Source organism: Rhodococcus sp. AQ5-07 (assembly GCF_009707305.1).
In the GTDB taxonomy this organism is placed as follows: domain Bacteria; phylum Actinomycetota; class Actinomycetes; order Mycobacteriales; family Mycobacteriaceae; genus Rhodococcus_F; species Rhodococcus_F erythropolis.
On record NZ_CP046099.1, the window covers coordinates 613,483 to 635,147 of the forward strand.

The 21,665-nt window shown below is 63.0% G+C and carries 20 protein-coding genes and 1 riboswitch; of the genes, 12 read left to right on the forward strand and 8 right to left on the reverse strand.

Annotation, left to right across the window (positions count from 1 at the left end; all coding sequences use genetic code 11):
- Window positions 1–18: 18 nt before the first annotated feature.
- Window positions 19–4,203, forward strand: a complete 4,185-nt coding sequence (locus GJB56_RS02855) for a bifunctional nitrate reductase/sulfite reductase flavoprotein subunit alpha (protein WP_113683054.1) — start codon at window positions 19–21, stop codon at window positions 4,201–4,203.
- Between the two features lie 6 nt (window positions 4,204–4,209).
- On the opposite strand, the gene GJB56_RS02860 is transcribed toward GJB56_RS02855, so the two are convergent.
- Window positions 4,210–4,674, reverse strand: coding sequence for a tRNA (cytidine(34)-2'-O)-methyltransferase (locus GJB56_RS02860; protein WP_113683113.1), 465 nt, complete (start codon window positions 4,672–4,674; stop codon window positions 4,210–4,212).
- Between the two features lie 136 nt (window positions 4,675–4,810).
- Here GJB56_RS02860 and GJB56_RS02865 point away from each other — a divergent pair, with 136 nt between their 5' ends.
- Window positions 4,811–5,491 (forward strand): excalibur calcium-binding domain-containing protein, encoded by a 681-nt coding sequence (locus GJB56_RS02865; protein WP_113683053.1) that lies wholly within the window; start codon window positions 4,811–4,813, stop codon window positions 5,489–5,491.
- Window positions 5,492–5,524: 33 nt separating this feature from the next.
- Entirely contained in the window at window positions 5,525–6,145 is a 621-nt protein-coding gene (locus GJB56_RS02870) for a pentapeptide repeat-containing protein (protein ID WP_113683052.1), read from the forward strand.
- 6 nt (window positions 6,146–6,151) lie between these two features.
- Here GJB56_RS02870 and GJB56_RS02875 read toward each other — a convergent pair whose 3' ends face one another.
- Window positions 6,152–6,427, reverse strand: a complete 276-nt coding sequence (locus tag GJB56_RS02875) for a DUF1905 domain-containing protein (RefSeq protein ID WP_113683051.1) — start codon at window positions 6,425–6,427, stop codon at window positions 6,152–6,154.
- 31 nt (window positions 6,428–6,458) lie between these two features.
- Window positions 6,459–6,938: a GNAT family N-acetyltransferase gene (locus tag GJB56_RS02880; RefSeq protein ID WP_019747653.1), complete on the reverse strand. Its 480-nt coding sequence runs from the start codon at window positions 6,936–6,938 to the stop codon at window positions 6,459–6,461.
- A gap of 64 nt (window positions 6,939–7,002) precedes the next feature.
- Here GJB56_RS02880 and GJB56_RS02885 point away from each other — a divergent pair, with 64 nt between their 5' ends.
- A complete protein-coding gene (locus GJB56_RS02885; RefSeq protein WP_007727401.1) occupies window positions 7,003–7,860 on the forward strand; it encodes a bifunctional methylenetetrahydrofolate dehydrogenase/methenyltetrahydrofolate cyclohydrolase in 858 nt (285 codons plus the stop codon).
- Between the two features lie 5 nt (window positions 7,861–7,865).
- Complete coding sequence (locus GJB56_RS02890) at window positions 7,866–8,150, forward strand: DUF3017 domain-containing protein (protein WP_003940740.1); 285 nt, start codon at window positions 7,866–7,868, stop codon at window positions 8,148–8,150.
- Window positions 8,151–8,155: 5 nt separating this feature from the next.
- On the opposite strand, the gene GJB56_RS02895 is transcribed toward GJB56_RS02890, so the two are convergent.
- From GJB56_RS02895 to GJB56_RS02910, 4 genes are all read right to left on the reverse strand, one after another.
- Window positions 8,156–8,731: an SWIM zinc finger family protein gene (locus GJB56_RS02895; protein WP_113683050.1), complete on the reverse strand. Its 576-nt coding sequence runs from the start codon at window positions 8,729–8,731 to the stop codon at window positions 8,156–8,158.
- Window positions 8,731–10,560, reverse strand: coding sequence for a DEAD/DEAH box helicase (locus tag GJB56_RS02900; protein WP_230091125.1), 1,830 nt, complete (start codon window positions 10,558–10,560; stop codon window positions 8,731–8,733). Before GJB56_RS02900 ends, GJB56_RS02895 begins: the two co-directional genes overlap by 1 nt.
- A 118-nt stretch (window positions 10,561–10,678) precedes the next feature.
- The gene (gene metX, locus GJB56_RS02905) at window positions 10,679–11,815 is read right to left on the reverse strand and encodes a homoserine O-acetyltransferase MetX (protein WP_113683048.1); all 1,137 of its coding nucleotides are present in this window, start codon (window positions 11,813–11,815) and stop codon (window positions 10,679–10,681) included.
- On the reverse strand, window positions 11,812–13,137 hold the full coding sequence (locus GJB56_RS02910) for a bifunctional o-acetylhomoserine/o-acetylserine sulfhydrylase (protein ID WP_113683047.1): 1,326 nt from the start codon (window positions 13,135–13,137) through the stop codon (window positions 11,812–11,814). Before GJB56_RS02910 ends, metX begins: the two co-directional genes overlap by 4 nt.
- Window positions 13,138–13,280: 143 nt before the next feature.
- Window positions 13,281–13,421, reverse strand: a riboswitch (SAM riboswitch).
- 305 nt (window positions 13,422–13,726) lie between these two features.
- On the opposite strand from GJB56_RS02910, the gene GJB56_RS02915 reads away from it, so the two are divergent.
- The 7 genes from GJB56_RS02915 to yhjD all read left to right on the forward strand — a co-directional run bounded on the left by GJB56_RS02915 (window position 13,727) and on the right by yhjD (window position 20,356).
- Entirely contained in the window at window positions 13,727–14,950 is a 1,224-nt protein-coding gene (locus tag GJB56_RS02915; protein ID WP_019747659.1) for an NADP-dependent isocitrate dehydrogenase, read from the forward strand.
- 129 nt (window positions 14,951–15,079) lie between these two features.
- On the forward strand, window positions 15,080–16,288 hold the full coding sequence (locus tag GJB56_RS02920; protein WP_021332495.1) for an MFS transporter: 1,209 nt from the start codon (window positions 15,080–15,082) through the stop codon (window positions 16,286–16,288).
- 135 nt (window positions 16,289–16,423) lie between these two features.
- Window positions 16,424–17,170 (forward strand): exodeoxyribonuclease III, encoded by a 747-nt coding sequence (locus tag GJB56_RS02925; RefSeq protein ID WP_037120255.1) that lies wholly within the window; start codon window positions 16,424–16,426, stop codon window positions 17,168–17,170.
- A 26-nt stretch (window positions 17,171–17,196) separates the two neighbouring features.
- Window positions 17,197–17,715, forward strand: a complete 519-nt coding sequence (locus tag GJB56_RS02930; RefSeq protein ID WP_029254978.1) for a ribonuclease domain-containing protein — start codon at window positions 17,197–17,199, stop codon at window positions 17,713–17,715.
- Window positions 17,715–18,209 (forward strand): barstar family protein, encoded by a 495-nt coding sequence (locus GJB56_RS02935; protein WP_029254979.1) that lies wholly within the window; start codon window positions 17,715–17,717, stop codon window positions 18,207–18,209. The genes GJB56_RS02930 and GJB56_RS02935 overlap by 1 nt, the downstream gene beginning before the upstream one ends.
- A gap of 26 nt (window positions 18,210–18,235) precedes the next feature.
- A complete protein-coding gene (trpS, locus tag GJB56_RS02940; RefSeq protein WP_003941025.1) occupies window positions 18,236–19,270 on the forward strand; it encodes a tryptophan--tRNA ligase in 1,035 nt (344 codons plus the stop codon).
- Between the two features lie 51 nt (window positions 19,271–19,321).
- Complete coding sequence (yhjD, locus tag GJB56_RS02945) at window positions 19,322–20,356, forward strand: inner membrane protein YhjD (RefSeq protein ID WP_020969131.1); 1,035 nt, start codon at window positions 19,322–19,324, stop codon at window positions 20,354–20,356.
- Here the strand turns inward: yhjD and GJB56_RS02950 are convergent.
- Window positions 20,353–21,663 (reverse strand): D-alanyl-D-alanine carboxypeptidase family protein, encoded by a 1,311-nt coding sequence (locus GJB56_RS02950; protein WP_230091126.1) that lies wholly within the window; start codon window positions 21,661–21,663, stop codon window positions 20,353–20,355. The genes yhjD and GJB56_RS02950 overlap by 4 nt on opposite strands.
- Window positions 21,664–21,665: the final 2 nt, after the last annotated feature.

The window sequence follows — 21,665 nt, forward strand, 5'->3', positions numbered from 1 at the left end:
GAAGGGATGCATGAATCGATGGGCGCTCAACTCACCACCACCAGTGTCGACACACTCTGCGCGTACTGCGGGGTCGGCTGTGGTCTTGTCCTCGACATCATCACCGATCCGGAGACGGGACGCCGGAAGGCTGCGAAGTCTTCCGGTCTGAAGACACATCCCACCAACTTCGGGCGTCTGTGCACCAAAGGGACCACGACCGCAGACATGCTCGCAGGTCCGGGGCGAATGGACTCTGCATATCGCCGTCCGCGCCGAGGGGATGCGATCGAAGCCGCGGACATGGACGCCGTCATCACGGACACCGCCCAGCGTCTACGGGCAATCATCGACGAGCACGGCCCCGACGCATTTGCGTTGTACGTGTCCGGGCAGATGTCTCTCGAAGCCCAGTACTTGTCGAACAAGCTGGCCAAGGGATTCATCGGGACCAATCAGATCGAATCGAACTCCCGGTTGTGCATGGCGAGTGCCGGCACCGGCTACAAACAGTCTCTCGGGGCCGACGGACCGCCCGGTTCCTATCAGGACTTCGAACACGCCGACGTGTTCTTCGTGACCGGCGCGAACATGGCGGACTGCCATCCGATCCTCTTTCTGCGGATGCAGGAGCGGATCAAGGCAGGCGCGAAGTTGATCGTCGTCGACCCTCGACGCAGTGCCACCGCCGACAAGGCGAACTTGTTCCTGCAGATCGCTCCCGGCACCGATCTCGCGCTACTCAACGGACTACTCCACCTGCTCGTGGTGAACGGCCACACCGACCCTGACTTCATCGCCGACTTCACCGAAGGCTGGGAGGTGATGCCCAGTTTCCTCGCGGAGTACACCCCGGAGAAGGTCAGTGAGATCACCGGTATCCCCGAGGCCGACATCCGCACTGCAGCGCAGTGGATCGGTGAGGCTGCAAACTGGATGAGCTGTTGGACAATGGGTTTGAACCAGAGCACCCACGGCACGTGGAACACCAACGCCATCTGCAACCTTCACCTTGCGACCGGTGCGATCTGCAAGCCCGGCAGCGGTCCGTTCTCGCTGACCGGGCAGCCGAACGCCATGGGTGGGCGTGAAATGGGCTACATGGGTCCAGGTTTGCCCGGCCAGCGCGCCGTGATGGTCGACGCCGATCGCGAATTCGTCGAGGAGAGGTGGGGGATCCCGCAAGGCTCGCTGCGCACCGACATCGGCGGTGGCACCATCGACATGTTCTCCCGCATGGCGGCGGGTGACATCAAGGCATGCTGGATCATCTGCACCAATCCCGTTGCAACGGTAGCCAACCGAAAGACCGTCATCGACGGCTTGGAGAAGGCTGACCTCGTCATCACCCAGGATGCGTTCCTGGGCACCGAGACCAACGAATACGCCGATGTTCTGCTGCCCGCGTCACTGTGGACAGAGTCCGACGGAGTGATGATCAATTCCGAACGCAACCTGACGCTCTTTCAGCAGGCACTGGATCCGGTCGGGCAGGCGCTGCCTGATTGGCAGATCATCGCCCGGATCGCCTGCGAGATGGGGTATGTCGAGGCGTTCACCTACACCTGTGCCGAAGAGGTGTTCGAAGAGATCAAGCAGTTCTGGAATCCGAAGACCGGCTACGACTTACGCGGCGTCACCTACGAGCGCCTCCGCAAGACATCAATCCAGTGGCCGTGCCCGCCAGACAGTGATCAGGACCGTCATCCCATCCGATACGTCAATAACGGTGTCAGTCAAAGGCTCTTGATCCGCGAGGACGGCAGCACTCCGCGGCTCGCATTTCCCACCGCCACTGGCCGTGCGATGTTCTTCGCACGGCCGCACATGCTTCCCGCCGAAATGCCCGACGACGACTATCCATTCCTGCTCAACACCGGTCGTCTCGCGCACCAGTGGCACACCATGACCAAGACGGGCAAGGTCGCCAAGCTGAACAAACTCAACCCAGGTCCCTTCGTCGAGATCCATCCCGACGACGCCGCCAGGCTCGGCGTCGTCGACCAGGATGCGATCGAGGTTGCCTCACGCCGCGGTCGCGCTGTGCTTCCGGCCGTCATCACCGACCGAGTGCGTCCGGGGAACTGCTTTGCCCCATTTCACTGGAACGACGCCTTCGGCGAATATCTGTCCATCAACGCTGTCACCAACGACGCCATCGATCCAGCCTCGCAGCAACCGGAGTTCAAAGCCTGTGCTGTCACTATGACGAAGGTCGCCGTGAACACACCTGAAACAGTGCTCGCCGAGGCGCCGCTGGTGGCTTCCGCGCCAGCTGATCGGGCTTTGTCGCGAACCGATGTCCTCGCGGATGTCATCGGTCAAACAGGAACACCTGCAGTGGTATTCGATGCGCTCCAGCAGAGCTACCTGGCCGGTCTTCTCGCCGCGTTGCGTGCGGACGCCGATCGCACTGCCGGGGTCCCGACGTTGCCGTCGACGGCGCCGTTCGATGCCGAAAAGCGGATGTGGGTCGACGGGGTATTGGCCGGCCTGTACTCGCGAACCTCGCTCCCTGACACCGACGGGCCCGCGTTGTCCTCGGCTCCGGGCATTGCGACAGAACGCGCGCCGATCGTGGTGCTCTGGGCATCGCAGACCGGAAACGCGGAAGAATTTGCCGCCGCCTGCGCTGCTCGCCTTGGGGAAGTTGGCTTGCCCGTGGTGATGCATGCAATGGACGAGTTCCCGGCCGCCGACCTGGTGGCCACCCGAGAGGTCCTGTTGATCACCAGTACCTCCGGTGACGGCGAATCCCCGGACAACGGCAGCGGTTTCTGGGATGCGTTGGCTGCTGACACGGCGCCCCGCATAGCCGAGACACGGTATGCAGTCATCGCTTTCGGTGACTCGAACTATGACGACTTCTGTGGGCATGGACGAAAGCTTGACGCCCGCCTTGCTGAACTGGGGGCCAGTCGTATCGTCGATCGCGCCGACTGCGAGCCCGATTTCGAGGACACCGCTGCTGGTTGGCTGGACTCTGTCACGGCTGAACTTCAGCGCTCGGCGGCTGGTGAGACGGCCGACGTCGTCGTTGCAAAGAAGAATTCTGGGACAACCGTTGCGGCCACGCCGATTTCACCGGCGATGTCGGCGCCGCTGCAGTACAACAAGAAGGCGCCGCTGACCACAGCCTTGACGCGCAATGTCGTGCTCAACCGGCCAGGCTCTTCCAAAGACGTGCGGCAGTTGGGCTTTCACCTTCCGGACGACACGGTCAGTTACGAAGCCGGCGACGCTCTCGGAGTCTGGCCCCGAAACAGCTCTCCGTTTGTCGACGAGTGGCTCACCCTCACCGGCCTCGACGGTGAGGAGGTCGTCGAACTGGGGCAGTACGGCGATATGACCCTGCGTACCGCGCTCACCGAACGCCTGGAGATCACTCGAATCTCGAGCGAGATGATTCGGTTCGTGCATCAACGAACTCGCGACGCAGACCTCGCCGAGTTGATGAAGCCGGAGAACATCTCCACGCTCAAAGACTGGTCGTGGGGACGACAGTCCGTCGACGTACTTGCGCAGTCGCCCGTTCGTGCCTCGACGGACGAATGGCTCTCCCTCCTCAAACCGCTTCAGCCGCGGCTGTATTCGATATCTTCCAGTCCGAAGGAGAACCCACGCGAAGTGCAGCTGACGGTGTCCGCGGTGCGCTACAACGTCGCGGGTGTCCCACGGCGTGGGGTGTGCTCGACCTACCTCGCAGACCACGCCCACGATGATGACATCGGCATCTTCGTGCAGAAGTCGACCCATTTCCGGCCACCGTCCGATCCCGAAACCCCGATGATCATGGTCGGTCCGGGAACCGGCATCGCGCCGTTCCGTGCCTTCCTGCATGAGCGTCGGGCATTGGGGCACACGGGCCCGAACTGGCTGTTCTTCGGGGAACAGCACGCCGCGACCGACTTCTACTACCGCGAAGAAATCGAAGAATTGCGGAAAGACGGATTCCTCACCGAACTCGACCTCGCATTTTCCCGGGATCAAGCCGACAAGGTCTACGTGCAGGACCGGATGCGTGAGCGCGGTGCGCTGCTGTGGGAGTGGTTGCAGAAGGGCGCCCACTTCTACGTCTGCGGCGATGCCAACCGGATGGCCAAGGACGTCGACAGTGCCCTCAACGGGGTGGTCGCTCAACACGGAAAACTGGCACCTCGTAGTGCGGAGGCGTACGTGAAGGCTCTCTCGGCCGAGAAGCGGTACGTCCGAGACGTCTACTGACGTCGATCAGACGGCGCCCTTGAACCCGTGCTGACGCCACGCCTCGTACGTCACGAGGGCGGCGGCGTTGGACAGGTTGAGGGACCGGCGTCCGGGAAGCATCGGGATACGCAGGCGCTCGGTGATGTGTTCGTCCGCCAATACTTCTTCGGACAGTCCGGTGGGTTCTGGCCCGAACAGCAGGACGTCGCCGGGTAGGTAGGCGATATCGGCATAGGACGTGGTCGCGTGCGCGGTGAAGGCGAACACACGCGCGGGGGTGACGGCTTCCCACGCCGCAGCAAGGTTCTCGTGGACCGTGACAGTCGCCAGATCGTGGTAATCCAAGCCTGCGCGCTTGAGTTTCGGCTCCGACAAGTCGAACCCGAGAGGGCCGACCAGGTGGAGTTCGCAACCGGTGCCCGCGACCATGCGAATCGCGTTTCCGGTGTTGGGTGGGATGCGGGGCTCGTGGAACATCACTCGGAACACTCGAGGAACTGTACCGGGCGTCGTATCGGTGCCCGCGTCCGTGAGAAGACCGGTCGGGAAGTGTGGGCGAATTGGTAACAAACCGGCCAGTTCGTGCGAATCTATTTCCGGCACTCTTCGCAGAACGGACATTTTGATGAACCCTCCCGCCGGTTGGAACCCCGACCCCTTCGACCCCACGATCGACCGTTACTGGGACGGTCAGCAGTGGACTGCACAGACACGGCCCAAGGGCGGCGACGCACCCACTCAAGCCTTCGGCACTCCCACCCAGGTCTTCGGTGCTCCCGGTTCGCCGGTGCCGGACGCAAACGCCGAGGAAGGCAAGACGCGGCGTAAGTGGCCGTGGATCGCCGGCGCAGCAGTCGTGGGGCTGGTTGCCATCGCCGCGGCGACGGGCGCGGGCAAGTCGGAAGAATCAACGACGCCTGCTGTGACCTCTTCCACGACAGCGGCGGCGGCGACAACCAAAAGCACGGTCCCGTCGACGACGAAGACCACGACGTCGTCCCTCTTGCCGACGACGACAACGATCGTGCCGCCACCAACGACGACAACCGTGGCAATCGTGCCGCTGGTTCCGCAGGTTCCGGTAACCACGACTACGCCGTACGTTCCGCCCGCCCCGGCGTACACGCCGCCGAAGACAACGGAACCCGCGTACGTTCCGCCGCCGGCAAAGGTGCCTGATGCAGGGGTGTATTACGCCAACTGCTCAGCGGTGCGAGCGGCTGGTGCTGCCCCGATCTACCGCGGCGATCCCGGCTATTCGTCCAAGCTTGATCGTGACGGTGACGGCGTGGCCTGCGAGACCTAGGCGATCGAAGCGGTGTCGGTGCGGCGGGGCAGTATGGACGGCATGCTCCCCGAAGAATCCGACGACGTCGTCGGCGAAGACTATTCAGACGCGCGGCTGGCCGGGCAGAAGTGGCGTCAGCGCACTTTCACCAATTGCAATTTCCGAGATGCCGACCTCACCGGACTCGCGACGGAGTCGGTGGTGTTCACGGATTGTGACTTCACCGGCACCGATCTGGGGGAGTCCGTGCACACGGGAACGGCGTTTCGCTCCTGCAATTTTGCTCGGACTAGCCTGTGGCACAGCACGTTCCGAAACTGCAGTCTGCTCGGGTCGACGTTCGACGGTTGCCGTATCCGGCCGTTGACGCTCGACGAAGTCGACTTCTCGTTGACCTCACTCGGTGGAGCGGACCTGAGGAAGATCGACTTCACCTCATGCCGATTCCGTGAAGCGAACCTGGTTCGGGCCGACATGCGAGGCGCGGTCCTGGCGTCGGCGGATCTGTCCGGTGCTCGTACGGGTGGACTCAAACTCGAAGGTGCAGATCTGCGCGGCGCGCGGATCGATCCGAGCCTGTGGACGTCCGCATCCGTCGGAAACGCGCAGATCGAGTTGATGCAGGCGGTGGCTTATGCGTCGGCGCACGGTCTTGTCGTAGACATGAAGTAGAGGCGCCTAGCTCTCCACGCGCTCCTCGAGGCGCACTGTCACCATCTCGCCGGTCTCCTTGCCGATGGCTTTGCGAAGCTCGGCTTTGACCGGCAGCTTGTGGTTGCCGTCTCCCAGCGCCATGAACGAACTCTGGAACGGATGTCCGTCGATCGTCCCGCGTACCTTGACCAGGCCGCGGGTGCCGAAGAACTCGGCGGACTCCGGCCAGATCACGTAGGTCCACCCACCCTTGGCGTCACTCTTCTGCAAGGTGGCCGTGAATTCCTTGTCCAGCAACATGATGACTGTCCCTTCGGGTCGTACCTTGTGATCAGCGGATGAATTCCCGTGCGAGCAGATCCATCAGCAGTCCGTCCTTCCACACACCATGGCGATCTCGCGAGTACTCGCGCATCACCCCGACGTCTTTGAACCCCACCGATCGGTAGCAAGCGATGGCGACGGAGTTGTCGACTTCCGGGTCGATGACCAGACGGTGGAATGCGAGGTCGTCGATCAGGTGGGCACACAGCACCCGAATCGATTCGCGACCGAACCCTTGGCTGTGAAAGTCGGGATCGAGGAACAAGTCGAGCCCGGCGTGGCGGAAGTCGGGATTGTCCTCCGCCTCATACCACTGGATGAAGCCGATCAGGTGGTCGCCGTAGAAGATGCTGTAGCGCGTGGTGCCGGCCTCCGGCGCTGCAGGCCAGTCGTCGTCGGGATTTTGCCACCACTGCACGACGTCCGGGTGCAGGTGAATTGCCCGCAGACGGGCGTGATGATCGGGCGCGACGGGGGAGAGGAGCACCCTCGGGCCGCGTAGTTCCGGAGCCGTTGTCACTCATCGACCCTAACCTGGAACAATGGTCGCCGTGACTGCAACGATCCTCGACGGCAAAGCTACCCGCGACGAAATCTTCGAAGACCTGAAGGTGCGGGTGAGCGCTCTGAAGGCAGAGGGCATCACACCCGGCTTGGGCACCATCCTGGTGGGCGACGACCCGGGATCCGCGGCTTACGTGCGCGGCAAGCACAACGACTGCGCCAAGGTCGGTATCAATTCTTTGCGACGCGACCTGCCTGCCGACATCACGCAGGAACAGCTCAACGCGACGATCGACGAGCTCAATGCCAATCCCGAGTGCACCGGCTACATCGTGCAGTTGCCGCTCCCCAAGCACCTCGACGAGAACGCGGCCCTCGAGCGTATCGACCCCGACAAGGATGCCGACGGCTTGCATCCGGTCAACCTCGGTCGACTGGTGTTGGGCAAGGAAGCCCCGCTGCCGTGCACCCCACGTGGAATCCTCCACCTTCTGCGTCGCTACGAGGTCCCGATTGCCGGTGCACACGTGGTGGTTGTCGGACGCGGCGTCACGGTCGGTCGTCCGATCGGATTGCTGCTGACGCGTCGTAGCGAGAACGCGACGGTCACGCTCTGCCACACCGGTACCCGCGATCTCGCGGCCGAGGTTCGCCGCGCCGACATCATCGTCGCTGCCGCCGGCGTTCCCGGCCTCATCACCGCAGACATGGTCAAGCCCGGAGCAGCGGTCCTCGACGTCGGCGTCAGTCGCACCGACGACGGCCTGCGCGGCGACGTGGCAGCCGACGTGAACGAGGTCGCCGGCTTCGTCTCACCCAATCCCGGTGGTGTCGGACCGCTGACCCGCGCGTTCCTGATCACCAACGTGGTCGAGCGCGCCGAGCGGGTTCTGGCCGGAGTCTGAGTCCGATGTCCTCACTGGTCGGCCTCGCGAAGAAGAATCTGCCCATGCTCGCGGTCCTCGCCGTGATCGCGGCGGCCGTGGTTCTCGTGCTGGCCGACCGGTGGCGTCGCGGCGCCCTCGTCTTCGGTGTTGCCGTCATCATCGGAGCTGCCGCTCGGTGGTTCGTTCCCGAGAATCGTGTGGGGTTGCTCGCGGTGCGCGGAAGGGTCTTCGACACTGCGGCGATGGGTGTGATGGGTGTGTTGATCGCGACGCTCGCCCTGACCATCGATCCGCTCGGCACCGACTGAGAAGATCAGTCCCCGTAGAACGAGCGAATGTCGATATCACTCAAGGGGATCCACTCCGGTGAATCTGTGGATGTCGACTTCTTTCCAGCCTTGACCGGTGCACTTCGCAGCGTCACCGCAAGTGCAGGTTCCTCGTCGATTCGCCCGGCCAGGGCGTAGATCGCGGCGAGATGGTGAACGCACGGCGAGCGTCGACCTGAGCAGTCGCAGCTGGCAGTGCACTCCGAAAGATCAACGGCTACTGCGATATTTCGAGCCTGCAGTTCCGTGACGATGCTGTCCGGCAGTTCGCCGGTGGAGACGGATCTGTTGGCCTTTCCCGCCGAACGGAGAAGGCTCTTCACTGCGGCGATTTCGGATTTGGTCCAGAGCGGGACACCAATTGTCACCGACGAGGTTTTTGCTTTGGTGCTCACCTCCGCGACGACGGTCCCCGATGAGACCACGGTGAACTCCACGGAACCGTTGCGTGCGAGGGTACGAGCCGTCGGCAGGGACGGGTTCGGACCGGATGCCGCGGTCCGCTCCACCGTGCGCAGCCATGCTCGACCCCAAGCGGTGACACCGAATTCGTTGGCCATCAGATGATCACCGCGCCGTCGAGTTCGAGGAGTTCACGCAGTTCGGTGTCAGGGAGATCGGCCAGGGCGGCCTCGACGTTCCCGGAAACAGCATCGGCCACAGCTCGTTTGGACTCGTGCATCGCTGCGATGTGATCCTCGACGGTACCGCCCGTCACCAAGGTGTGGACGTTGACGGTGCGCTTCTGGCCGATGCGGTGTGCCCGGTCGGTTGCTTGGTCCTCGACGGCTGGGTTCCACCACCGGTCGTAGTGCACGACGTGACTTGCGCGCGTGAGGTTGAGGCCGAAGCCGGCGGCGCGCAAGCTCAGAATCAGAACCGGTGGTGAATCCGTGTCGTTCTGGAACGCGTCGACCATTGCGTCGCGCTTGTCGGTGTTCAGGCCGCCGTGAAGGAACGGGATTGCGCCGATTCCCAACTCGGAGCCCAGGTGCCGCGAGAGCATCTCGCCCATCGTCCGGTATTGCGTGAATATCAGCGCGCGATCGCCGTCGTCGACGATCTCGGCGATCATTTCCGTTGCGCGGTCGAGCTTTCCGGATCTTCCGTAGAGGTCGTCCGTATCGCCGGTGACCTGCGCCGGATGATTGCATACCTGCTTGAGGGTGGTCAGCAGCGCGAGGATGTTGCCGCGCCGGGCAATTCCCGTACCCAAACCGGTGTCGAAAGCATCTGCAACTGCCGACCGATAGATGCGCGCCTGTTCCGACGTCAGAGTGCACGAGACGGTGGAAAATTGCTTGGGCGGAAGATCCTTGGCCACTGTGTCTTTGGTTCTGCGCAGAATGAACGGATCGATGACCGCGGCAAGCCTGGTCGCCGCGGTGGCCGATCGACCGGATTCGATCGGTACGGCAAAGCGTTGACGAAACCGTGCGCGAGTTCCGAGGACTTCGGGATTGGCGACGCGAAAGAGTGACCACAATTCTTCGAGACGGTTCTCCACCGGCGTGCCGGTCATCGCTACCTTGACGTCGGCCGACAACTGCATTGCTGCTTTGGCTGCCAGCGAAGAGGGGTTCTTGATCTGTTGTGCCTCGTCGAAGACCACTGAACTCCAATGGATCGGGGCCAATTGGTCTGCGTCGGAACGCAAGACGCTGTAGCTGGTCAGCACCGTGGTGCCGGCAGGGACACGAGTGGGAAGTGCGCGAGCGGTCCCGTGATGAACGTGCAGTGGCAGATGCGGAGCGAATCGCTCGATCTCGCGGCGCCAGTTTCCGATGACCGAGGTGGGACACACAACCAGGTGTGGACCGTCGTCGGCGCGGATCGCGATCATCGAAATCGCTTGCAGTGTCTTGCCCAAACCCATCTCGTCGGCGAGGATTCCACCGCCCGAACCCGACAGTGCAGTCAGCCAGGCAACTCCGTGCACTTGATACGGGCGCAATGTCGCCTGAATCTTTGCTCGGCGAAGACTCTCGATGGCTGCGCGCGCTTCCGTGAACAACCGCACCGTGGACCGGGCGCTTCTGATTTTCGTGTCGTCGCGCTCGATCGCGGCATGTGCTGCAGTCGGAATGTCATGTGCGCCGGTGTCGATGACGCGCTTCCATGCGAGCAACGACGGTCCGAGGTCGTCGCGACGTGCATCGAGGGTGTGCATGGCGTCGATCGCGGTGGCGAGGTCGAGCTGTTGCGCTTCGACGTCGGTCGCTGTGATCGACTCGTCGACCGGGATCGCCAGCCGGCAGATGCCCGGCGATCCCGTCGGCATCCCCAGCGCCGACAAGCGCGCTGCCGGATCTGGGTCACCCCAGAACGCGAAGGACATGTGCTCGGGAATGTACGTAGCCTGCAGGCGCGTCGAGCATGGCTGATTCACGTTCGCCGATGCTAGCCGCGCCGGCTCAGGGACGCCAATGAAAATGTCGGGAAAACCTGCAGATCAGCTGTGGTTTTCCCGACATTGACGGATCCTGAAATTGTGCCTCTGTGCCGGATCAGCGGGCCGTGCGTGCGAACTCCATCGTTCGGCGAAGCAGTCCGGCGACAGCGTCCGCCTCCGTCAGGAAGCCGTCATGGCCGTCTCTGGACTTGAGAATCTCGAGGCCAGTGCACGTCGAAATGCCGTCCGCGATCTCCTCCTGCAAACGAAGGGGATACAGCCGATCCGAGTCCACGCCGCCCACGACGACCTGCGCCGTGATCGATGCCAGCGCCGCTGCAACGCCGCCGCGTCCACGACCGATGTCGTGCCGGTTCATGGCCTCGGTCAGGAGGACGTACGTGCTCGGGTCGAAGCGGTCGACCAGCTTGTCTGCCTGATGTTCCAGGTAACTCTGGACGGCGTATCGTCCACCGTTCCAAGGATTTTCGTCGTTCTGGGCGGAGTTCTCGAAGCGCGCATCGAGTTCGGACTCGGTGCGGTACGTCAGGTGCGCGATGCGACGGGCGATGCCGAGTCCGGCGCGAGGTACCCGCCCCGTTCCGTGGTAGTCACCGCCCTGCCAATCCGGATCGGAGACGATGGCAGCGATCTGCGTCGTCTGGGTGCCGATCTGATCTGCAGTGGCTCGTGAACCGGTTGCGAGAACCAACGCGGAGCGAATGCTGTCCGGGTAGGTAACTGCCCATTCGAGGGTGCGCATGCCGCCCATGGATCCGCCGACTACCGAGGCCAACTGGTCTATCCCGAGGAGATCGACGAGCTTCTTCTCCGCCGCGATCTGATCCCGGATGGAGATCTCGGGGAACCTGCTGCCCCACGGCTTGCCGTCGTCGGCCAGTGAACTGGGACCGGTCGTGCCGCGACAACCGCCGAGGACATTGGTTGCGATGACGCACCATTCGCCGGTGTCGATCGGTTCGCCGGCGCCGACCATCCCGTTCCACCAACCGGGGGAGGGCTGATTTGCGGAGATCGGTCCGGTGACGTGTGAGTCTCCGGTCAGTGCGTGCTCGACGAGTACGACGTTGTCGCGGTTCGGGGACAGCTCACCCCACCGCTGAACGGCGAGCGAAACCGAGGGGAGTACCGCGCCGCTCTCGAGTTCCAGGGCGCCGATGTCGACGAACCCCACCTGGCCGTCGGGCGGGGGAAGGAGGTCGATCCTGGGCTCCAATTCGTTCACGGTCACGAGTTTGCCACCGCAGCCAGGCCGACGGTGATATCGGCGAGGATGTCGTCGATTCCTTCGATACCGACCGCGAGGCGGACGAGTCCGGGCGTGACACCGGAGGCGAGCTGCTCTTCGGGGGTGAGCTGCGAGTGTGTCGTCGAGGCGGGGTGGATGACGAGTGAGCGAACGTCACCGATGTTGGCGACGTGGCTGTGCAGCGTCAGGGCGTTGACGAACGTCTTGCCCGCATCGATACCTCCGGGCAGCTCGAAGGTGACGATGGCGCCGGTTCCCTTGGGCGTCAGCTGCTTTCCGCGTTCGAACCATGGCGAGGAGGGGAGTCCCGCGTAGGAAACGGAGGCCACCTCGCCGTGGCCGTCGAGGAATTCGGCGACCTTCTGGGCATTGGACACGTGGCGCTCGATGCGCAGGCTCAAGGTTTCGATGCCCTGCGCGATGAGGAACGCGTTGAACGGCGCCACGGCGGAGCCGAGATCGCGCAGCAGTTGGACGCGCGCCTTGAGTGCGAATGCCGGCGCGCCGAGGTCTGCGAAGGTGACGCCGTGATAGCTGGGGTCAGGCGTCGTGAAGTTCGAGTGGCGACCCTGCGTCCAATCGAAGGTGCCACCGTCGACGATCACGCCGGCGATCGCGGTGCCGTGTCCGCCAAGGTATTTGGTGGCGGAGTGAACGACGATGTCGGCGCCGTGTTCGAGTGGGCGGAGCAGGTACGGCGTCGCGACAGTGTTGTCCACGATCAACGGAAGACCGTTCTCGTGGGCCAACGACGAGATACCGGGGAGGTCGAGAATGTGGTTCTTGGGATTGGCGATCGTCTCGCCGTAGAACGCCTTCGTGTTCGGGCGAATGGCTTCGCGCCACTGCTCGAGATCGTCGGGATCCTCGACGAAGGTGACTTCGATGCCCAGCTTGCGAAGGGTGTAATGCAAGAGGTTGTACGTGCCGCCGTACAGGTACGGGCTCGAGACGATGTGGTCGCCGGCCTCGGCGATGTTGAGGATCGCGATGGTTTCGGCAGCCTGACCCGAGGAGAGGAGGAGTGCGGCGACTCCGCCTTCGAGGGCAGCGATGCGCTGCTCGACGGCGTCCTGTGTGGGATTCATGATCCGCGTGTAGATGTTGCCAGGCTCGGCGAGGCCGAACAGTGCCGCAGCGTGATCGGTGCTGTCGAAAACGTAGCTGGTGGTCTGGTAGATCGGCAGAGCGCGCGCATTGGTGGCGGTGTCCGCTGTCTGCCCGGCGTGCACCTGCTTGGTCTCGAACGACCAGTTCGCGGTCGGATCAGAAGTTGCTGCGGCGTCGGCTGTGTTGTCGGTCATGATTTGTTCACTCCAGTGGTCTGACGGATAGATGTCGGACGGGGGCGAAGGATCGCCGCCCCGTGCTGGGGTCTATCTACAAGTGCGACACATACTGAGTTACCTCCGTGGGGCTCGGCCCGGTCTGGGGTCCGTCCCTGTCGGACCCGCGCTTGTCACCCGAATTGCGGTGGAACTGCGTGAGCAGATCCACGTCGGGAAACCTGGTCATCACCCGGGGCACCCCACCGCGGTTGGAGGGTTGCCGTCCAGCGAGCCGGGGCTTGACGCTGGCACTCATGACCAAGTCGGATTCTACCGGGAAGTGAGCGCAGTCCTGACGCGGGGCGAATTGTGAGCCGCAACCGCACGCGAGACAGAGCGACGCAGCCCACTAGCAGGCAAAAGTTACTCGCGAGTAGAGACCGATGGGTGGACCTGCCGGTTGCGGCCTCACGGGTTAGCAGTACGCTTGTCTTGTTTGGGACTCATCTCCCGAGATCAGTCCACACCGTCTAGGTTTGATAATCGAACCGTTCGCGGACCCACTCACAAAGTGTGACCGCAACCGTGTAACCAGGGAAACTTCCTAGGAGGACGCGAAGCACCCATGTCCAAAATCAAGGTTGAGGGCACCGTCGTCGAACTCGACGGCGATGAGATGACGCGCATTATCTGGCAGTTCATCAAAGACAAGTTGATCCATCCGTATCTCGATGTGAACCTCGAGTACTACGACCTCGGTATCGAGTACCGCGACGAGACCGACGACCAGGTCACCATCGACGCAGCGCACGCGATCCAGAAGCACGGCGTCGGCGTCAAATGCGCCACGATCACGCCGGACGAGGCACGTGTCGAGGAATTCGGTCTCAAGAAGATGTGGCGTTCCCCGAACGGAACGATCCGCAACATTCTCGGCGGCACGATCTTCCGCGCACCGATCATCATCTCCAACGTTCCGCGACTCGTTCCGGGCTGGACCAAGCCGATCATCATCGGCCGTCACGCATTCGGCGACCAGTACCGCGCCACAGACTTCAAGGTCCCCGGCCCCGGCAAGGTGATGATCACCTACACGCCTGAGGACGGCAGCGCACCGATCGAGCACGAACTGGTCAACTTCCCCGAAGAGGGCGGCGTCGTCCAGGGGCAGTACAACTTCACCACGTCCATCCGTGACTTCGCTCGCGCGTCGCTCACCTACGGACTGCAGCAGAACTACCCGGTGTACCTGTCCACCAAGAACACCATTCTCAAGGCGTACGACGGTGCCTTCAAGGACATCTTCCAGCACGTCTACGAGACCGAGTTCAAGGCTGAGTTCGATGCCGCAGGTCTGACCTACGAGCACCGCCTCATCGACGACATGGTCGCTTCCGCACTCAAGTGGGAGGGTGGATACGTCTGGGCATGCAAGAACTACGACGGCGACGTCCAGTCCGACACCGTGGCCCAGGGCTTCGGCTCGCTCGGCCTCATGACGTCGGTTCTGCTGACACCGGACGGAAGGACCTGTGAGGCAGAGGCTGCTCACGGCACCGTGACGCGTCACTACCGTCAGCACCAGCAGGGCAAGCCCACCTCGACCAACCCGATCGCGTCCATCTTCGCGTGGACCCGCGGACTCGAGCATCGTGGCAAGCTCGACAGCACCCCTGAGGTCATCGGCTTCGCGCAGGCGCTCGAAGACGTTGTCATCAAGACCGTCGAAAGCGGCCAGATGACCAAGGACCTCTCGATGCTGGTCGGCGGCGATCAGGGCTACCTGACCACCGAGGAGTTCCTCGGCGCACTCGACGTGAACCTGCAGAAGGCCATGGCCGCGAAGTAGATTCACTGTTTCACCTTCTGATGGGACGTCCGGGAAACCGGGCGTCCCATTTGTGTTCGCGGTCTCACGTGAGTGAACTCACCCGCTCTCACTTGGAAGTTCAACCAGGTGTGAGACCACAATTGATCAGTGACTTCGTCTACCCTCTCCCGTTCTGACACCTCGACACCCGGGGTTCGTTCCGCCAGAGGTCCAGCGATGCTCGCTCTTGCCCTCGGCGGTTTCGGTATCGGCACAACCGAGTTCGTCGCCATGGGATTGCTCCCGGAAATGGCATCCGGGCTCGGCGTCTCGGAACCCATCGCTGGTCACGTGATCTCGGCGTACGCGCTCGGGGTTGTCGTCGGTGCTCCGCTGATCGCTGCTCTCACCGCACGGGTACCGCGCCGCACCCTGTTGATCGCACTCATGGTCGCATTCACCGTCGGCAATGCCGCTTCGGTCTTTGCGCCCTCGTACACGACGCTGATGATGGCTCGATTCGTCGCCGGATTGCCGCACGGCGCGTACTTCGGAGTCGCCGCACTGGTCGCCGCTCATTTGGCCGAACCAGGTAAACGCGCGAAGGCCGTGGCGATGGTGATGATGGGTCTGTCCGTGGCCAATGTGATCGGGGTGCCGGTCGCGGCCTGGATCGGCCAGGCACTCGGCTGGCGCAGCGCCTTCGCCTTGGTCGCCGTGATCGGGGTGGCAACCGTTGCTTCGCTGTTCGTCTGGATTCCGCGGTTGGACGGTATGCCGGTGACGAATCCGATCACCGAACTCGGGGCGCTGGGCCGCGTTCAGGTGTGGATGACCCTGATCGTGGGAATGGTCGGATTCGGCGGGATGTTTGCCGTCTACACCTACATCAGTACGACGCTCACCGACGTGTCCGGTCTCGGTGCTTCGTTCATTCCTCTGGCGCTCATGCTGTACGGACTTGGCATGGTGGCCGGCAACTTCGTCGGTGGATACCTCGCGGATCGCGCACTGATGAAGGGTTTGTTCCTGTCGATGGGATCCCTCGTGGTGATCCTCGCGGTCTTCGTGATCGCTGTGCGAAATCCGTACACGGCGCTTGTCTTCGTCTTCCTCATCGGGCTTGCCGGGTCCTCGATGGTTCCTGGCCTTCAAACACGGTTGATGGATGTCGCCGAGGACGCTCAGACCTTGGCTGCGTCTCTCAATCACGCCGCGCTGAACATCGCCAATGCCTTCGGAGCGTGGATCGGCGGCGTCGTCATCGCGGCCGGTTACGGGTATACCGCACCGGCAGCGGTTGGGTCGTTGCTGGCCGTCGCGGGTCTCGTCGTGCTGGCGGTTGCGGTGATTCTGCAGCGTAGGGCCGTGCGCTGACCTGGGCGCCCATCCGCGTCGGTGGAATCGGCTACGGTGCTTGCCGTGCCACAAACTGCTGACTCCCACATTCTTGCGCCCCACACCATCACGTCCGTGAACGTCAACGGCGTTCGAGCAGCTGCCCGCAAGGGCATGCTCGATTGGCTGGAGAAGACGTCGGCGGATTTCATCTGCCTTCAGGAAACGCGTGCGTCGGACGATCAGCTTCGCGAGACTCTCGAACCAGCGCTCGGCAACGGATGGTTCCTCGTCTCCGCCGAGCCGTCCGCGAAGGGACGCAACGGAGTCGCTGTGCTTTCACGCACGGAACCTGACGCGGTGCGGATCGGTCACGGCGACGACGAGTTTCTCGACGCCGGTCGATACATCGAAGCCGACTTCGCGGATCTGACCGTCGCGAGCCTGTACCTGCCCTCCGGTGAGGCGCTCACGCCGAAGCAGGAGGAGAAGGAGCGGTTCATGGCGTCCTTCGCAGTTCACCTCGCCTCCACCGCTGCGGCGGCCGTGGCTGCCGATCGTCACGTGGTGGTCAGCGGCGATTGGAACATCGCGCACACCGAACTCGACCTCAAGAACTGGAAGACCAACAAGAAGTCTTCGGGATTCCTCCCCGAGGAGCGCGCCTGGATGGATCTGCTGTTCGCCGAAGATTCCGCGTGGGTCGATGTCTTCCGCACCCTCCATCCGGGTGTCGACGGTCCGTACTCGTGGTGGTCGTACCGCGGCAAGGCATTCGACAACGATTCGGGTTGGCGTATCGACTACCAGGTTGCCACCCGCGGATACGCCGAGCGGGCCAAGGTTGCGCTCGTGGAACGCGCTGAGTCCTACGACCTCCGTTGGTCGGATCACGCACCTGTCACTGTCTCGTACCGGTAGGGACGCGCATGTCTGAAGGTCTGAAAATGCCGAGCGCAAAGACGCGCAACGCCATCATCACCGTCGTGGTGGCGGTGGTGGCGCTCGTACTGGCGGTAACCCTTTCTTCACGTGACTCCGACAGTTCGGCGTCGTCGGTTGCGAAGTCCTCGAGTGCCCAGTCCTCGACTGTTCAAGCCAAGCCGGGTGCTACCACCAAGGCCGCGCCGTCGAGTTCCGTGCCCTCGAGCTCCGCTGTCAAGACAACGCAGCAGACGAACAGCGATGCGCCGGCGCGGGTTCTCGCCACGCTGGTGGAGATCGACGCCGGGCGGTGGCCCGATTCCGCCAATGCGCCGGGCACCAAGGGCGGCATCACCTTCCGCAACAGCGAAGGGCGTCTGCCCGCTGTCGGTGCCGGTGGCGGACGTGTCGTCTATCAGGAATGGGACGTCAACGCGAAGAAAAACGGCCAAGGTCGTGATGCCGAGCGAATCGTCACCGGTAACGACGGTTCGGCGTGGTACACCCTCGATCACTACGACACGTTTGTGAGGATTCGCTGATGTCCGACTCGTCTACGGTCAGCGTGGCGCAGTGGCTGGATCCGTCTTCGGATGTGGCTTCGGTGGCCCTGCGGAGCGACCCGGCCGTTGCGGATGATCTTGCACGTGAACTCCGTGGCGAGAATTTTGTCGTTCGGGTGGTTCGCGGCGAGAACATGCGAACAACGGCGCAGGTCTTCGACGAGTTCGCGGCAGCCTTCCAGTTTCCGTCCCACTTCGGGCGCAACAAAGACGCTTTCGACGATGTCATGCGCGATCTCGACGGCGTACTCGGACTTGGCGCCGGATATGTAGTTGTGATCCGAGGTGCGGGTTCTCTACTGTCCGAGCAACAGGATCAGTTGGAGTGGTTCCGCGAAACGATGGACTTCTACACCGAAGAATGGGAACCCGTCGTTTTCCGGACCGTCTACCAGTTCGGTGCGGAGGACCTCACCGCCCACGGTGAAGACCTCGTCGAACTCGACTACCCGGGCACCACGCCACTGCACTGATTTCCACTCGTGAAAAGATCGGAACCATGTCGACCCCTGCAGAACAGAAGCCCACCGCAAAGCCTCGCGTGCTTTCCGGAATCCAGCCGACGTCGGATTCTTTCCACCTCGGCAACTACCTGGGTGCGCTGCAGCAGTGGGTTCCGTTGCAGGACGATTTCGACGCTTTCTACTTCATTCCGGATCTTCACGCCATCACGGTGACGCAGGACCCGAAGGAATTGCGTCGTCGCACCAAGGTTGCGGTGGCTCAGCTCCTTGCGGTGGGTATCGATCCGGATCGGGCGACGCTGTTCGTACAGAGTCAGGTTCCCGAGCACGCACAGTTGGCGTGGGTCCTGAACTGCATCACCGGTTTCGGTGAAGCCAGCCGTATGACGCAGTTCAAGGACAAGTCCGCCAAGCAAGGCAGCGACAACGCCAGTGTCGGTTTGTTCACGTATCCGGTTCTGATGGCCGCGGACATCCTTCTGTACCGCCCGCAGCGAGTTCCGGTGGGTGAGGATCAGCGTCAGCACCTCGAACTCGCACGCGATCTGGCCGGCCGGTTCAACACCCGCTACGGCAAGGCGTTCGTTGTTCCCGAGCCGCAGATCATCAAGGGCACGGCAAAGATCTACGACCTGCAGGATCCGACCGCCAAGATGAGCAAGTCCGCCGCCAGTGCGGCCGGACTGATCAATCTGCTCGACGATCCGAAGGTGTCGGCGAAGAAGATCAAGTCGGCCGTCACCGACAACGAGCGCGAGATTCGTTTCGACCCGCAGGCCAAGCCGGGCGTCAGCAACCTGCTCACCATTCAGTCGGCTCTCTCGGGAGTACCGATCGAGACTCTGGTGGCCGGTTACGAGGGCAAGGGGTACGGCGACCTCAAGACCGATACCGCTGATGTGCTGACCGAGTTCGTCACCCCACTCAAGGCGAAGGTCGACGGTTACCTTGCCGACGAGGCAGAGCTGGATCGCATCATCGCGGCTGGAGCGCACCGCGCCCGTGAGGTGTCTTCACGCACTCTCGCCGCTGTCTATGACAAGGTCGGATTCCTGGCACCGAAGGGCTGACTTACGCGAATTCGGACTCACGACGCCTGACCGAACATGAGGGGGACGGCAATGGCTGACACGGACGACGACGCACCGAGCTTTCTCGAGAAGCAACGAGCAGCGCGACCCTGGCTCGATCATCTGGTTCGCGCCGCAGGACGTTTCCAAGAGCAAAAGGGCGATTACTACGCTGCGGGAATCACGTACTTCAGTGTTCTCGCATTGATTCCGATCATGATGGTCGCGTTTGCAGTGGCCGGTTTCGTATTGGCCGGGCATCCCGAGTACCTCGAGTCGATTCAGGAGCAGATCACCAAGAGCATTCCGGGCAGCTTGGGTGACACCATCAACACGCTGATCGATTCGGCTATCGACTCGCGCGCGAGCGTCGGAATCTTCGGTCTCCTGGGTGCCGCGTACGCGGGTCTCGGTTGGATGGCAAATGTTCGCGACGCGCTGACGGCGATGTGGGAGAGCAAGCGCGAGCCGAAGGGTTTCGTTCGTACCAAACTCGGTGACGCAGGGGCCCTCATCGGTCTGGCTCTCGCCATGGTCGTCTCACTGGGAATGTCGGCGCTGAGCAGCGGGCCGGTTGCGACTCAGATCGTGAAATGGCTCAACCTCGAGAACATCACCGGTGTCGGCGTGGGGCTCAGAGTCGTTTCACTGTTGCTTTCACTCCTGGCGACGTGGGCGGTGTTCCTGTGGGTGATTGCCCGGCTGCCGCGCGAGCCTGTCACGCTGCGCAGCGCCGCGCAGGCAGCGCTTATCGCCGCGGTCGTGTTCGAAATCTTCAAGCAGGTCGGTGCGATCTACCTCGCGGCCGTCACCAGTGGCCCGGCGGGCGTGGCATTCGGCCCGATCATCGGTTTGCTCGTGTTCGTGTTCACTGCGTCGAGGATGCTGCTGTTCTGCACGGCGTGGGCGGCGACGACAAAGGAAAGTATGGCTCTCGCCTTCGTTCCGCCGCCGGATCCGGCCGTGATCTCGCCGCGAATCGTTGTCAGTGACGGAGCTTCACCGTCTCGCGTGGCTGCGTTGATCGCCACGGGTGCGGTTGCCGGCCTGGGTCTTTCGGGCTTCATGCGCCGTCGGCCGCGCTAGCGCCTTCGACGGTTCAGGGCAACGGCTCCCGCCACCAGCGCGATCACCACAACTCCGCCGACAGCACCGATGAGGATGCGGTCAGTGGTGTCCGACTCGGTGTCGGTAGCGGTGGGTGCTGCCGACACCGAGCCTGGTGCAGCGGCAGACGGTGTGCGAGTGACATCGGGCGTGGCATCGTCGGTCGATCGGTCCGTCAACGAGCCGACGGTTGTGCTGGCGGGGAGTGCATATCCGTAGTCGAGTAGACGGGCAGCCTGCTCCCACGGACGGATCGGCTTGGCTTCGCCGCCCATCAATGTCACCAGTAGTTTCCGGCCGTTGCGCTCCGCAGCACCGACGTACGTGTGGCGGGCGTCGTCGGTGAAGCCGGTCTTGCCGCCCAATGCGCCGTCGTAGTTGTAGAGCAACTGATTGTCGTTCGCGAGAGTGAATCCGGGGCGGTCCTGATCGTCAGGAATCGTCGGATCTTTGGGGAAGCCGGGAAACTCGACGGTTTCGGTATGGATCAGTCCGGCAAACGTCGGATTCTGGAGGGCTGTATGGAAGATTACGGCCAGGTCGTACGGTGAGCTGCTCATCCCTGGGCCGTCGAGTCCGGATGGAGTTGCCGTGCGGGTGTCGAGGGCGCCGAGTTCGGCCGCGAGCGCGTTCATTTTCGACACGGCTGCAGCGTCACCGCCGAGTTGGCGGGCAAGAGCGTGCGCGGCATCGTTTCCCGATGCCATGACCAGACCCTGCATCAGTTGCCGGTTGGTGTACTTGCCGCCCTTGCCGATGCCGACAGCGCTACCTTCAGCGTCCGCATCTTCGGCAGTTGCGGTGATTTCGGTGTCGAGATCGAGTTCGTCGAGAGCGACGAGAGCCAACAGCATCTTGATGGTGCTGGCCGGTCGGTAGCGACCGTGCGGATCTTTCGCGGCGAGGACCTCACCGGTTTCGGCGTCCGCGAGTACCCATCCGGATGCCGCGATGTCGGCCGGGAGCGGGGGAGCGCCGTCAGGAAGTACGACGCCACACTCGCCGAGCTTGTCTCCACCGACGGGGCTTTCCGGAATCGGGACAGCAGTCGGGGCCGTGGATCCGGGCGCAGGTGCTTCGGAGAGATCGATCGCCGGCGCCGGGCTACTCGTGAACGGGCAGCTGTCGGTGTTGGGTGTTGTGAACGGTGCCTCGGTGGTGGTGGGCGGCGGCGGGGCCGGTTGGGCGCCGGCCACTCCCGAGGTCCCTACGACACCGGTAAACGCAATGCTCCCTGAGAGCACTGTTCCGGCCACTGCCACTGCACACTTTCGACGCCACATCATCG

Bases quoted from the DNA above. Each gene is read 5' to 3' on its own strand.
- GJB56_RS02855 (WP_113683054.1), top strand. From the start codon at position 19: ATGGGCGCTCAACTCACCACCACCAGTGTCGACACACTCTGCGCGTAC.
- GJB56_RS02865 (WP_113683053.1), top strand. From the start codon at position 4,811: ATGAACCCTCCCGCCGGTTGGAACCCCGACCCCTTCGACCCCACGATC.
- GJB56_RS02870 (WP_113683052.1), top strand. From the start codon at position 5,525: ATGGACGGCATGCTCCCCGAAGAATCCGACGACGTCGTCGGCGAAGAC.
- GJB56_RS02875 (WP_113683051.1), bottom strand. From the start codon at position 6,427: ATGTTGCTGGACAAGGAATTCACGGCCACCTTGCAGAAGAGTGACGCC.
- GJB56_RS02890 (WP_003940740.1), top strand. From the start codon at position 7,866: ATGTCCTCACTGGTCGGCCTCGCGAAGAAGAATCTGCCCATGCTCGCG.
- GJB56_RS02895 (WP_113683050.1), bottom strand. From the start codon at position 8,731: ATGGCCAACGAATTCGGTGTCACCGCTTGGGGTCGAGCATGGCTGCGC.
- GJB56_RS02910 (WP_113683047.1), bottom strand. From the start codon at position 13,137: ATGACCGACAACACAGCCGACGCCGCAGCAACTTCTGATCCGACCGCG.
- GJB56_RS02915 (WP_019747659.1), top strand. From the start codon at position 13,727: ATGTCCAAAATCAAGGTTGAGGGCACCGTCGTCGAACTCGACGGCGAT.
- GJB56_RS02925 (WP_037120255.1), top strand. From the start codon at position 16,424: ATGCTCGATTGGCTGGAGAAGACGTCGGCGGATTTCATCTGCCTTCAG.
- GJB56_RS02930 (WP_029254978.1), top strand. From the start codon at position 17,197: ATGCCGAGCGCAAAGACGCGCAACGCCATCATCACCGTCGTGGTGGCG.
- GJB56_RS02935 (WP_029254979.1), top strand. From the start codon at position 17,715: ATGTCCGACTCGTCTACGGTCAGCGTGGCGCAGTGGCTGGATCCGTCT.
- trpS (WP_003941025.1), top strand. From the start codon at position 18,236: ATGTCGACCCCTGCAGAACAGAAGCCCACCGCAAAGCCTCGCGTGCTT.
- yhjD (WP_020969131.1), top strand. From the start codon at position 19,322: ATGGCTGACACGGACGACGACGCACCGAGCTTTCTCGAGAAGCAACGA.
- GJB56_RS02950 (WP_230091126.1), bottom strand. From the start codon at position 21,663: ATGATGTGGCGTCGAAAGTGTGCAGTGGCAGTGGCCGGAACAGTGCTC.